This is a genomic window from Mycobacterium sp. E787 (genome assembly GCF_001668725.1).
In the GTDB taxonomy this organism is placed as follows: Bacteria; Actinomycetota; Actinomycetes; order Mycobacteriales; family Mycobacteriaceae; genus Mycobacterium.
This window is the reverse complement of record NZ_LZKL01000125.1, coordinates 15,808-28,329: the sequence shown is the minus strand read 5'-3', so window position 1 is coordinate 28,329 and position 12,522 is coordinate 15,808. Positions and strand designations below refer to the sequence as shown.

The 12,522-nt window shown below is 65.1% G+C and carries 8 protein-coding genes and 2 pseudogenes; 4 read left to right on the top strand and 6 right to left on the bottom strand.

What is annotated here, in order from left to right:
* The 3 genes and pseudogenes from A5705_RS24900 to A5705_RS24890 all read left to right on the top strand — a co-directional run.
* The coding region (locus tag A5705_RS24900; protein ID WP_156763224.1) for an alkaline phosphatase family protein at positions 1-1,619 on the top strand (1,619 nt) is incomplete at its 5' end.
* A 141-nt stretch (positions 1,620-1,760) separates the two neighbouring features.
* Positions 1,761-2,630 (top strand): cutinase family protein, encoded by an 870-nt coding sequence (locus A5705_RS24895; protein WP_197521330.1) that lies wholly within the window; start codon positions 1,761-1,763, stop codon positions 2,628-2,630.
* 46 nt (positions 2,631-2,676) lie between these two features.
* Positions 2,677-3,234 (top strand): annotated as a pseudogene (locus A5705_RS24890) (M15 family metallopeptidase).
* 187 nt (positions 3,235-3,421) lie between these two features.
* On the opposite strand, the pseudogene A5705_RS24885 reads toward A5705_RS24890, so the two are convergent.
* Positions 3,422-4,654, bottom strand: a pseudogene (locus A5705_RS24885) (fatty acid desaturase); the annotation flags it as partial.
* A gap of 751 nt (positions 4,655-5,405) precedes the next feature.
* Here A5705_RS24885 and A5705_RS24880 point away from each other — a divergent pair.
* Positions 5,406-5,933 (top strand): hypothetical protein, encoded by a 528-nt coding sequence (locus A5705_RS24880; protein WP_068280631.1) that lies wholly within the window; start codon positions 5,406-5,408, stop codon positions 5,931-5,933.
* A gap of 226 nt (positions 5,934-6,159) precedes the next feature.
* Here A5705_RS24880 and A5705_RS24875 read toward each other — a convergent pair whose 3' ends face one another.
* The 5 genes from A5705_RS24875 to A5705_RS24855 all read right to left on the bottom strand — a co-directional run bounded on the left by A5705_RS24875 (position 6,160) and on the right by A5705_RS24855 (position 12,462).
* Complete coding sequence (locus tag A5705_RS24875) at positions 6,160-7,230, bottom strand: phosphotransferase (protein WP_068280628.1); 1,071 nt, start codon at positions 7,228-7,230, stop codon at positions 6,160-6,162.
* A 166-nt stretch (positions 7,231-7,396) separates the two neighbouring features.
* Entirely contained in the window at positions 7,397-9,115 is a 1,719-nt protein-coding gene (locus A5705_RS24870) for a thiamine pyrophosphate-binding protein (RefSeq protein ID WP_068280626.1), read from the bottom strand.
* A gap of 355 nt (positions 9,116-9,470) precedes the next feature.
* Positions 9,471-10,328 (bottom strand): class I SAM-dependent methyltransferase, encoded by an 858-nt coding sequence (locus A5705_RS24865; protein WP_068280623.1) that lies wholly within the window; start codon positions 10,326-10,328, stop codon positions 9,471-9,473.
* Between the two features lie 48 nt (positions 10,329-10,376).
* Positions 10,377-11,429: a zinc-binding dehydrogenase gene (locus tag A5705_RS24860; RefSeq protein WP_068280620.1), complete on the bottom strand. Its 1,053-nt coding sequence runs from the start codon at positions 11,427-11,429 to the stop codon at positions 10,377-10,379.
* Positions 11,430-11,469: 40 nt separating this feature from the next.
* Positions 11,470-12,462, bottom strand: a complete 993-nt coding sequence (locus A5705_RS24855) for an SDR family NAD(P)-dependent oxidoreductase (RefSeq protein ID WP_068280617.1) — start codon at positions 12,460-12,462, stop codon at positions 11,470-11,472.
* Positions 12,463-12,522 lie beyond the last annotated feature (60 nt).

Here is a 12,522-nt window from a genome sequence, read left to right as displayed (position 1 = left end):
CCGGCACCGTGGGAGCCGGCGGGCTGCTGCTGGGCCGAAACGGGGTCCCCGGACTGCCGATGAGCCCGAACCTGCTCGTCAACCCCGGCTTCGAGACGGCAGACCCGTCCGGGTCGGGCTATAGCGGGGTGACCATTCCGGGCTGGACGGTGACGGGCACACCGACGGTGATCGCGTACGGCACCCCGCGCGGTTATCCCGGGCCGTTCTCGATCCCGGATCTGCCGGGCTTCTTGAGCTTCCCAGGCACCCCGCCCCCGGGCGGCGGCAGCAATTTCGCCGGCGGCGGACCCGTGGCCACGTCCACCATCAGCCAGGTCGTCAACCTGTCCACTGCAGCCGGGAAAATCAACACCGGCACGACGCCGTACACGCTGAGTGGAATGCTCGGCGGCTACCTGGGCGACCCGTCCTCGGCCTCGACGCAGGTCACCTTCCTCAATGCCAACGGTGCCGTTCTGGGCACCGGCTCGACCGGGTCGGTCACGGCGCTGGATCGCCTGGGACTCACCGGGTTCCAGGCACGGGACGTCTCCGGGACGATCCCGGTGGGCACCACCAAAGCCGTGGTGACCGTGACCTTCGCCGACCACAACCCGGTGCTCGGCAACTACAACAACGCCTTCGCCGACAACCTGTCGTTCACCGTCGGCGATCCAAGCCTCGCCCAGCCGTCCCTCACCCCACCGGTGTCCAACGTCGGCCATCTGGATCACGTGTTCCTGATCTACATGGAGAACCACGGCGTCGGTGACATCCTCGGCAGCCCGAACGCGCCCTACATCAACGCCCTGATCAACAGCTACGGATACGCCGACAACTACTACGCCCTCGGTCACCCCAGCGACCCCAACTACTTCCGGATCCTGGGCGGAACGGACTACGGCATCGACGTCAACCCGCCGCCGAACGTCATCTACGGAAACAACAACCTCATGGCAAGAATGGATTCGTCGGGCGTCACCTGGGCCGGCTACGCGCAGAGCATGCCCTACCCCGGTGCCATCACCAACTCGGGTGACTACGCCGTCGACCAACTACCCTTCGCCATGTTCAACTACGTCTACGCCAACCCCAACCCGGCCTACCTGCCGACCCACCTGCTCCCGCTGACGAATTTGAGCACCGACCTGCAAAACCCCAATACCGCACCGCAATTCGCCTGGCTTGCCGCCAACGAGTCCTACAACATGGAAGGCCCCGTCAGCACTCCCACCGGCGCTCTGCGCTTTCTGGGCAGCCAGCTCACGACGCACCAGTACAACATCGCCGCCGGTGACCAGTTCGTCCAGCAACAGGTGTCCACCATTCAGGGCTCGCCGACGTGGACCGACCCGACACAGAAGGACGCGATCATCATCACCTGGGACGAGGACTACAACAACCTGTCGCTGGGCATCGGCAACCAGGGCAACAACGTCCCCATGATCGTCATCCCCAACCAGGGCGCCGTGACGCTGGGCGGGATGCAATCGGGCCACTTCGTCGCCACCGGCCACTACGACCAGTACGGCCTGATGGCGACCATCGAAGACGCCTTGAGTCCTACGCCGGGAGCCCTGGGTCCGCTCACCGCCAACGACATGTACGCCCAACCCATGAACGAATTCTGGACGTAAACGGCAGACCCCGGCAGGCGCGGCCGGACGCCGAACGTCTGACCTCGGGAGTGTCGGATTGCCAAGGACTGGGCACTCCACCTTCGAGCCCTGGTTCGCACCTCAGAACACGTGGAAGGTCGGATGATGCCACACATAGTGATGACCGTATCGGGAACCGGTGTCGACATGTGGAACACCGCGCCACCGCAACCCGCCGGCGTAGGTTACGCACTGGCGACCGCGTTTCCAGACCTGTTCTACTGGCAGCCCGTCGGTAACTACCCGGCCAGCGTGTTCCCCATGGGCCCGAGCGTGGACGCCGGCGTCGCCGAGCTGAACAGGCTTTGCACGCAAATCAATCCACCAGCCGGGGCGCCGTCCTATCCGGACAATTCCATCATCCTGCTCGGGTATTCACAGGGCGCCATCGTCGTCTGCCAATTCCTGCACACGATCGCGTGGCTGAATCCGCAGATCGCGAACCGCATTGTCGCGGTGGGAGTTTGGGGAAACCCTCTCCGGCTGCCGGGTTTCGCTTCCGGCAACCAGTTCGCGGGATGGCCGATGCCGGCCGACGTTGACGGTGTTGTCACCGGCGGCGTCGCAGGCCCGGCCTGCATGATGCCCGCGGACGTGGCACCCCACCTACTGACGCCGGTCACGCATTTCTGGGGGGATTTCGTCAACACTATCGGCGTCGGCAACGACATTTACACCGACGCACCGGTCGGCCCCAACCCGTGGACAGCGGAGGCCGGCCCGGGTGTCATCGAAACGCAGATCTATAACATCGTCCAAAATGCAAACAGTCCAAACATATTCGCAATTCTCCGCGACGCGTTGAAGCTGGTGAACCCGACCACATCGGTTGAAGAAATCATCTCCATCACCGAGGCGATCTACAACGGGGGAATGTTCTTGGCGGCCGGCCCCAATGCATCTCACTACACCTACGACACTACGCCGATCTATAACTTCATCGCCTTGGCGGGCCAAGAGACGCAACCGTTTTCCACCGGTCAGGTCTGACCAGCCCCCATCGGTAGAGTGTCGGGGGACAGCCAGGAGAGGAAGCATGCGATCAGTTACGTTGGCCGCCGCCATTGCCGCGGCCTTCGGAGTCCTCGCGCCGTCTGATCCGCCGGCACCGCACACCAGGCTTGCCGACCACACCGTCCCATTGGCTCCTCCCGCTGACCCCGGCGACGGTTCCCTGCCCAGCGGGGGCCAACTGACGCCGTTCGACATCCAATACTCAGCGATCGCGCGCCTCGACCCGGCGCTGTTGAAAGCGATCCAGGGTGCCGCGAATGCGGCCGCCGCGGACGGCGTCACCATGACCATCACCTCGGGCTGGCGGTCGCCGGAGTTTCAACAGCGGCTGCTCGACAACGCCGTCCGGACCTACGGCAGCCTCGCCGCGGCGCGGCAATACGTGCAGACCCCGGAGATGTCCAAGCACGTCACCGGCGAGGCGGTCGACGTCGGGGGTCCGGGCGCCGACCAGTGACTCATCGCCAACGGGTCGCGCTTCGGGCTGTGCCGGATTTACGCCAACGAGCTGTGGCACTTCGAACTGGCGACGGACGCCGCGGGGAACTGCCCGGCGCTGTTGCCCAACGCGGCCGGATGACCGGGGCGGTTTGGTCCGCCGCTCCGTAACGGCAGACTTCAGGAGGGTAGGTCACAGGCTGGAATCAATTGACCGGGAATGCCCCACCTCGGCCCGTCGACGGAGTTGTGCGCCTCGCTTGGGGCACACGCACGCGATCCCCAATTGAACCTGGTGTGTCAGCGGGTGCCGCTGCGGTGACCGATTCCCGACGCCATTGGCGGACCGCCGCTATCGCGGTCTTGAGACCGCGACGACGCCCCGACGCCCGGTCGGTCCTGGCGAAGCCGGGCTCGAGTTCAGCGAACATTCGCTCGCTGCGGGTTTCCGGCGCGTCGTCGACCGTGTCGCGCAAGTATTTGTTCGGCAGTGACAGCTTGGCGATGGTGCGCCAAGTCTTGGCGTACTGCATCACAAAAGAGCCTGTGGTGTAAGGCAGGTCGTATTTGTCGCACAACGCGCGCACCCGCACCGAGACCTCGTGCAGCCGGTTGCTCGGCAGGTCGGGGTACAAATGGTGTTCGATCTGGTGGCACAGGTTGCCGCTGATGAACCGCAGCACCGGCCCGGCCTCGAAGTTGGCGCTGCCGAGCATCTGGCGCAGGTACCACTGGCCCTTCGTTTCGCCGATCATGTCGGTCTTGGTGAACTTCTCCGCGCCATCGGGAAAGTGCCCGCAGAAGATGACGGCGTTAGCCCACACGTTGCGGATCACGTTGGCCGCCGCGTTGGCCGTCAGCGTCGAGGTGTACGTCGCCGCCGGTGACAAGGAGGTGAGCGCCGGGAACGCCAGGTAATCCTTGAAGACCTGCCGCCCGGCCTTGGTCGAGAACTCACGCGTCTTCTCGAGGACGCCGTCGCGCTCCGGCCCGGCTGTCAACAGCTTTTCCAAGTCGACGGTCTGCAGGCCGATTCCCCACTCAAATCCCAGCGCGAGCAGGGCGTTGAACAGCAGGTTGCCGAGATTGAAGCCTTCCCAGGGCTGGTCGCGCGTCACCCGCAGGATGAAGTAGCCCACGTCGTCATCCATGCCGAGGATGTTGGTGTACTTGTGGTGCTGATGGTTGTGGGAGGCGATCCAATGTTTTGATGCCGCGCTCATGTCCCACTCCCATGTCGTGGAGTGGATCTCGGGATCGTTCATCCAATTCCATTGGCCGTGCATGACGTTGTGACCGATTTCCATGTTCTCGATGATTTTGGCCAGACCAAGGGTCAGGGTCCCCGCCCACCATGCCGAGCGTTTCGAGCTTCCGGCCAACAGGAGCCGTCCGGCGATATCGAGGGCGCGTTGCGCGGCAATGGTGCGCCGGATGTAGCGCGCGTCGCGCTCAGCAAGAGAATCCTCGACGTCCCGGCGGATCGCGTCCAGTTCGACGGCCAGATTCTCGATGTCTTCCGCAGTCAAGTGGGCAAAAGCTGGAACGTCGGTAATCGCCATGGCTTCCTTCTCTTGAAATTTCCCTGTGGGAGTTCAGCGTTCACGTGCACGGCGAGCCCCGTCAGTCCCCGAGGCCACTCCCTCGATCGCTCAACGCGCCTAGCGGGTCGGCCGTTCCCTCTGGGCCGGCGGACTTAGCTGATTCACAGGCTTATGAGGTGGATCTAATTTGCCTGCGCCTCAACCTTGTTCGTTGATCGGGTACCCGAGCACGGCAAACCTGGAGGCCGCTCAGTACAAGATAAGGGGTGGCTTTGTCTTTGACCGCCGCGGCGCGCCGACAGTGGGATCCGTTCGCCCCGCCACCGCCCCTATCAGACCGATGGCGAGGAGCATCATAAAGGACCCCTCCGAGCCGCTGGTCGACCTGACCGGCATGTGGTGCTCATCCTACGCTGCCGATTGGACCGTCTGTCGGCGACGGCCGGCTCTGGTTGCTCGACCTTCTCCCAACCGGCAGACAACCCAGCCGGTGTTCCCGGAACGCAAGTCGCTTAGTGCTGTGGTCCACGCGTCTTGACGTCCCCCAGCGATGCGATCGTGCGCATCAAACCGTTCTCAATTTCTAATGCCAGCGATTTTGGCATGAATCGGGCATGAGGAGCGGCACTACAGTTTCCTCACAGATTGATACCGATTGATACAGAGCAGTTTTGCGCCCACTTATTGATGCACGATGTGCCAGTACGCATCGTCGGCATATAGATGCGGGGAGCAGCCCCGCACGTCCATGCGCAAAACAGGGAGAGCCATGAAATCCATGAAATCACTTGCCGTCAGCGCGGCTGCACTGGCCGTCGTGGGCGGTGGCGCCGCCGGGCTGGCATCCAGCGCATCGGGTATCGCGCCTGCGGGCCTGCCTCAGGTGCAACTGGCCTCGGTCGGCGCGCCGCTACCGCAGGACCCGCCGCAACCCGCGTCGACAATGATCCTCCCGACCCCTGACCAGTTGACTGGCATCCTCAACGACCTTTCCAATCCGGGCGTGTCGTATAGGACCAAAGATGGCCTGGTCGAGGGCGGCATCGGGTCGGGCGAGGGCCACCAGATGGATCATGAGCTGCGAGTGGCCTACCGGAACGGGCAGCTCCCGTTGTCGTTTGTCGTATCCAACATCCAACAGAACGGTCCGACCACGGTCATGTCCGATGTGGCCGTCTCGGGACCGAAGCTGTCGGCGCCGGTCACGAAGCCGCTCATGTTTGTCAATCAGAACGGGAACTGGGTGTTGTCGAGCCCGTCCGCGACCATGCTGGTGCAGGCCGTCGCGGGGCACTGATTCCGACTTTCCGACTTAGCGGCCGAACCGTCGCTGACGTGGGCGGGGCTCGAACCGGATCGCGAGTTACTTGACGGCGACCCGCGCGGCAGGCGAAGTGAACCGCCACAAGCCTTTAATCGTCTGCAGGACAGCGGTTCCGGGCCCGTCTCCGGTCCAGGCACGATTCGCGCCAGAACCGCCCCCGGGCGCGCGTTGAAGCCGCGGTGAGGGTGGCGCGCACGCTCTATCCGCCCGAAAGTTGTTGTGCGAGAGCCCACGCGCTCTGCGCCAGGGCGCGGTAGCGGTCCCGGACGTCCGCTGAGCCGGCCCGGGAGTCGGCCGCGTTGCCGTCGAGCCCGCGCCGCCACACGCCGGCGGTGATGGAGGCAAGGCGGAACATGGAGAACACGATGAAGGCGTCGAGCGAGCTAGGTGGCTCTCGGTCCGCATGGCGACAGTAACTCGCGACGAATGCTTGCTCATCGGGTATGCCGGTGCCCGTCAGGTCCTCGCCCGCCACACCCCTGGTGCCGCTGAATTCCGGCGATAGATGGTAGGTCAGACAGGTATAGCCGAGGTCAGCCAACGGATGGCCGATGGTTGCCAGCTCCCAGTCCAGGACCGCGACAATCCGGGGCTCGGTCGGGTGGATCAGGACGTTACCCAGGCGGTAGTCGCCGTGCGCGATGCACGCCGGCTCGTCGTCCGCTGGCAGGTGTTCTGGCAGCCATTGCGCCAACCGGTCCATCGCCGGCATGTCCTCCACGCGCGCGGCCTGCCACTGCCTCGTCCACAGCGCCACCTGACGCTGCAGGTACCCCTCCGGTCTGCCGAACCCCTCGAGTCCTGCCGCACGCCAGTCCACTCCGTGCAGCGCGGCAAGCACCCGCGCGAGGTCCTCGTAGATCGCCGCGCGGTGCGCCGGACCGACGGCGGGCAACGCCGGATCATGAAAGATGCGTCCAGGGAGGTAATCCATGACGAAAAACGTTGTGCCGATGATGGATTCGTCGTTGCACAATAGCCGCATGCGCGGCACCGGCACATCGGTGTCTCGCAACGCCGACATGACGCGGTGTTCGCGCTCTACGTCATGCGCCCGGGGCAGCAACCTGCCCGGCGGCTTCTTGCGAAGGACGTACTCGCCACCGGCGGTCTGCAGGTGGAACGTCGGGTTGCTCTGCCCGCCTTGAAACTGGCGAATCCTGAGTTGACCGTCGAAGCCTGGCAGTTGGCCGCGCAGGTACCGTGCCAGGGCGGCCTCATCGAAGCGGTGCGCCGGTAGCACCGGCACCAGTTCTGCCACACCGTCCATCGGTGCAACATTACTGTCGTAAGCCGACGCCGCAGCCCCGGTCAGTCGCTCGCGGCGCTGCCGTCCTTGCGGTCTGCCGGCGAGCCGGGTGTGGTCATGATCGCAACTCCTCGGTCAGTACCACGGTTTTCGGCCACCTCCATGTTCTTGGCCATGGGCGTCTCCCCTAGACCATGGCTGGTTTCGCCGGGCCGGAGTAGACCTCGAAAAATCGCGCCGCCATCTCGGCGGGTATGGACAGGTTGGCGTCGTGGTCGGTGCGCAGGCACACGACGCTCGGGCCCTCGTGCTCGCGCGAACGCCGCAAGGCGCCATCGAGGTCCTCGATGCGATCGACGTATTCGCCGTGGCAGCCAAGGCCTTGCGCCACGACGTCCCAACGGATTTCGCCCTGCGCGGTTCCGAATGTCGTGCCATACAACTGCAGCTCGTTGATTTCCTCCATCGTCCATGAGCCCTCAGCGAATACGATCACCGTGACGTTGACGTCCTCGCGGGCGGCGGTCTGCAGTTCCATCATGTTGAATCCGGCCGCCCCGTCTCCGGTGACGCAGACGACGTCGCGCTCAGGTGCGCCGAGTTTGGCGCCGATTGCCGACGGGATGCCGGTGCCGAGCATGCCGAGTTCGAGGATGGAGTGATACGAACGCGGCCGGGTCGGCGGCAGCATGGTGTAGGCCCACAGCGAGGTGTTGCCACCATCGACGGTGTAGACCGCGTCCGGACCGAACGCCGCACCGATGGCACCCAACGCGTGCGCGGGATGGATGCCCGGGCCCTGCCATTCCAGGATCGGCGTGGCCATCTGCGTCCGTACCTGCTCGTCGAGCCGGCGGTAACGCGCCAGATCCGCGCCATCACGCGCGCCGGAGTCGATCGCACGCAGCCGAGCGGCGATACCGTCGAGCGCGGTGTGGGCGTCGGCGAGGATGCCCATGTGCAGGGCCCGCGTGACACCGAAATTGCGGGGATCGATGTCGATTTGGATGAGTCGCTTGTCCCTTGGGTCGCCCCAGTAGGTGTCATAGGGGACATCGAGATTGCCCATCCGCGAGCCGACGACGAGCAAGACGTCGGCCTCGCTGCGCGCAAGGTCACCGCCGGGGCCGAAGCCGAAGACGTAGTTGGGGTGGTCGCCCGGGACGCTCGCGCGGCCCGCCATCGAGCTCATCGCGGGGCAGGCGAGCCGCTCGGCAATCTCGAGTACACGATCGCGTGCGTCGGCGCGATCCACGCCCTGGCCTGCGATCAGCACCGGACGCTTCGCCGCGGCCAGGAGCGCGGCCGCCTCGTCGAGCTGGCGATCCGACGGCTGCGGCGGACCCACCCGGTAGGCAGCCGGCGCCAGTACGGGCGCGGTCTCGGGATCGCCGGTCTCGTAGAGGATCGGTGCCGGCAGCTCGATGTGGACGGGACCGGGGCGGCCACTGTGCATTTCGCGGAACGCCATTCGCAACACCTCGGGGATACGGGCCCACTCGAAGATGGGGCCGCCCCACTTCACCGCCGGGCGAAAGAGGTCGAGTTGGTCTTGTCCCTGAAAGGTGGACGGCGGCGACGGGTAGACGATGCCGAGGCGGTGCTGGGAGGTGATGGCCAGCACCGGAACGCCCTCGTGCAGCGCGGTGATCACGCCGGGCAGCAGGTTGGCCGAGCCCGGACCGGGGTTGCCCAGCACGGCGGCGACCTTGCCGGTGGTCTTGTACAGCCCCTCGGCCATGTGGACGCCGGCCGCTTCGTGCCGCACCGGTACCATCCTGATGCCATGTGGTTGCAATTGCGCCAGCAGCGGGTCGATCTCCGGACAGGGCAGCCCGAAGACAAACTCGATCCCTTCCGCTTGAAGAGCGCGCGCGAACAACTCGCCGCCGGTGATCTCAGTCATCTCCAACCTCCAGTCGAGGTCTGCTTCTTGAATTGGTTGTAGTGCCACGGTGCGGCACCGCCGCTGGGAAAGTCTTGACAAATCAGGACGAGCTCTTGACTTTTCAAGACAAGCCGACTGGCCTGAGCGCGGTACTCCCGGATTGGAGCACACCACTTCGCCGAGGGGCAGGGGACAAAGTCCCGCCTCGACCGGTCGCCGCTATGTCGACGTTCGCGTAATTCCCGGCCGCAGCGTTCACGGAATTCCGCAGGTGGTCCCGCCATGGTGCTGGACGTTGGCGGAGCAGCTTGTCAAGCGTGTGGTCGAGCTGCGCGGCTGCGCACACGTGCGCGGGGGCGGCAGGTGTGGGCGGTTAGTCCCGTGGTTGTGATCGCTGGGCACTGGGGTGGTCGAAGTGGTAGTGCAGGGCTCGGCCGAATCGGCGTATCGGGGTGATGTGGAACAGGATCGGCATGAGGTGCCTATAGAGCCGCGAGTAGTGTTGCTTGATCTCGACTGGATCCCAGTACCACGATTCGGAGTCAAAGATCAGGCCGGGGACCGCTTTTGCTAGGTCGTGCGGGTCGTTGATACTCCAGTCGAGTTGGGCGCCAGAGGCTTTCACTGGTGGGTAGCGTTGCAGCCCGCACACTCCCGCCGGGCTGTAGCCGTCGAAAACCAATTCACCGCTGGGGAAGCGTTCGGTGATGCGTCGCAGCATCGCGACGCCATCGGCAGCGCGCAGATACGGTGTCAATCCTTCGGCGACGACCACGACCGGCTTGTCGGCGGGGATGGTGTTGAGCAGCGCGGGATCGGTGACCGAGGCGGCGATGGTATGTAGACCTGCACGTGGCGAGAAGAGCCGCCGCCGCAGCCCGATGACCTCAGGCAGGTCGATGTCATACCAGTCGACAGTGGCTGGCGGGTTGACCCGGTAGACCCGGGTGTCCAGTCCGCAGCCCAGATGCAGCACAACGCATTCGGGGTGCACGTCGATGAAGCGCTGCACCCACCTGTCGTAGGCCTTGGCCCGCACTGCGGCCGAAATTTGGTCGCGCCGGCGCAGCCGCAACGCGGCGAAGTCGCAGTCCACCCGGTGCAGGGCCTGATCGGCCTCTCGATCGGAAAGTATCGAGTCTGGCTGACGGCTATCGAGGGCTTTGCCGTATAGCCCTATCAGCGCGGTCTGCTGCGTCCCTGTGAGACTAGCCTTTTCGATCTCTGCCATGTCGCTCCGACCTGGTCATGTTCTGGTAGCGAATAACGCTGGGTGCGGTCACGGCTTGGCGGGTTCGACCAGGATTTTGCAGTGTTGGGCGGGATCGGCGAGCGCGTCAAATGCGCCCGACAGGCCGTCGAGGCCCACCGCGCCGGTGATCATCGGGGTGACATCGACGCGGCCGTCGGCGATGGCGGCGAGCGCGCTGGCGAACTCGTCAAGGCTGTATGCGACGACGAATTGGACCGAGAGTTCCTTGGCGATCCCGTAGTAGGGCACGATCGTGTCGGGCTGCATGCATAGCCCCGCGACGACTATGCGGGCACCGATGGGGACGTCGTGCATGATTTGTTGGATGATTCCTGGCACGCCCACTGCCTCAAAGACCACGAGCGCAGCGGTACCGGCTGCGCGTCGCCCGGCCCGGACGGCGGATTCGGCTGCGGGGTCGACGGTTTGGGTCGCGCCCATCAGCTCGGCGAGTTCCCTGCGGCGGGGCGAGAAGTCGGCGCCGATCACGGTGTGGACCCCGGCGATGCGTAATGCGGCGATAATCGCCAGTCCGATCGGCCCGCACCCAAGCACGACGGCGGTTTCCCCGGGCTGCAGCGCTGATTTGGCGACGGCGTGCACGCCGACGGCCAGCGGTTCGGTGAGCGCGGCCAGCTGTGGCCGCAGGCCATTCGGCACCGGCACGACCAGCGGCGCTGACAGCAGCATCAGTTGGGCGTAACCACCCGGGTAATCATTGTTGTAGGTCAGGCGGTGCACGCCGCTCTTCGAGAGGAGGACGGGCACCGACACCACTGTGCTGCCCGGGGGTGGGCCGTCGGTGTCCGGGCCGGCTTCGAGTACTTCTGCGCAGAATTCATGGCCCATGAAGACGTCTTTGGATAGGTCGACGTGGGAGTCACCGACGGCGGCGGGACCCAGGGTCGGCCACAGCTCGTCGTTGATGCCCACGATGGTTTGGGCATCGCGCAGGAAATGCAGATCCGTGCCGCAGATGCCGCACGCGAGTGTGCGCACCAGCAGCTGGCCGGGTTCGGGTCGGGGATCGGCGACATCGACTACGGCAAACTTGCCGTTATGGAACACGCCCGCGCGCATGCTGTGGCCCCTTCTTAAGTGAATTGAGCTGTCGCAGTGGCTATTCGGATGGGCTTTGTTGAAAGTAGGTGTTTGCGTAGTCGGCGAGCACCTGCAGCTCGGCTGGTCCTACAGCTTCCTCAAAAAAGGCCATGAGTCCGGCCATCACGTCCTCGCGGGGCAGGGCCTCGAGTTCGGGTGCCAGATCGGCGACCGTCCATGGCTCCTCGCCGCGCTGCACCTGCCCGTCGGGTGCCCAGCCGCGCAGCAAGGTGACGGTGGAGCCGCGAACTGTCAAGAATTGGCCGGTCATCGGGCAGTCGGCGCTGGCCAGGTAGGCGGCCACCGGCGCGATCCGTATCGGGTCGCGCGGATCGAACTGCCCCTTGGGGGGTGCCTCTGAAAAGCCCGGAACGAAATCTAGGCTGGTGCGGGTGCGGATCATGCTGGGCACCAGGCAGTTGACCCGCACCCCGAGGCGGCTGAGCTCCAGGGCGTGCACGATGGTCATCGCCGCCACACCGGCTTTGGAGGCGGCGTAGTTGGACTGCAGCGGCAGCGGTTGGGTGAGACCTGACTCGGAAGCCGTGTTGATGATCACCCGGTCCACGCCCGAACCATGCTGGTCGACCTGGCCACGCCAGTAGTGCGCCGCCCAGCGGCTGACCGCGAAGGTGCCTTTGAGGTTGACCGCGATGACCGAGTCGAATTGGTCTTCGGTGATGGTCTCAAGCGCCGCGTGGTTGTCGATACCCGCGTTGTTGACCAGGATGTGCAGGTCCCCGTAGGCCTCGGTCGCCGCATCGATCATGCGGCGCGCGCCCTGCCAGTCGGTCACGTCGTCGCTATTGGCGATCGCGTTGCCCCCGGCCACGGTGATCTCGTCGACCACGGCTTGGGCAAGGCCGGCATCGGCGCCAGTCCCGTTACGTTCGACGCCGCGATCGTTGACCACCACGCGTGCACCTTCCGCAGCGAAAAACAGCGCCTCGGCCCGGCCGATCCCCCGACCCGCCCCGGTGATCAGCGCCACCCGGCCCTCCAAACTGCCCATTACAGAACTCCCATCGCAGAGAAGCACCCGCTTTGGCAACATGATTATATCGAGTGTAAG

Excerpts from the sequence above, each read along its gene's own strand:
- A5705_RS24895 (WP_197521330.1), top strand. The coding sequence starts at position 1,761 with ATGACCGTATCGGGAACCGGTGTCGACATGTGGAACACCGCGCCACCG.
- A5705_RS24880 (WP_068280631.1), top strand. The coding sequence starts at position 5,406 with ATGAAATCCATGAAATCACTTGCCGTCAGCGCGGCTGCACTGGCCGTC.
- A5705_RS24875 (WP_068280628.1), bottom strand. The coding sequence starts at position 7,230 with ATGGACGGTGTGGCAGAACTGGTGCCGGTGCTACCGGCGCACCGCTTC.
- A5705_RS24870 (WP_068280626.1), bottom strand. The coding sequence starts at position 9,115 with ATGACTGAGATCACCGGCGGCGAGTTGTTCGCGCGCGCTCTTCAAGCG.
- A5705_RS24865 (WP_068280623.1), bottom strand. The coding sequence starts at position 10,328 with ATGGCAGAGATCGAAAAGGCTAGTCTCACAGGGACGCAGCAGACCGCG.
- A5705_RS24860 (WP_068280620.1), bottom strand. The coding sequence starts at position 11,429 with ATGCGCGCGGGCGTGTTCCATAACGGCAAGTTTGCCGTAGTCGATGTC.
- A5705_RS24855 (WP_068280617.1), bottom strand. The coding sequence starts at position 12,462 with ATGGGCAGTTTGGAGGGCCGGGTGGCGCTGATCACCGGGGCGGGTCGG.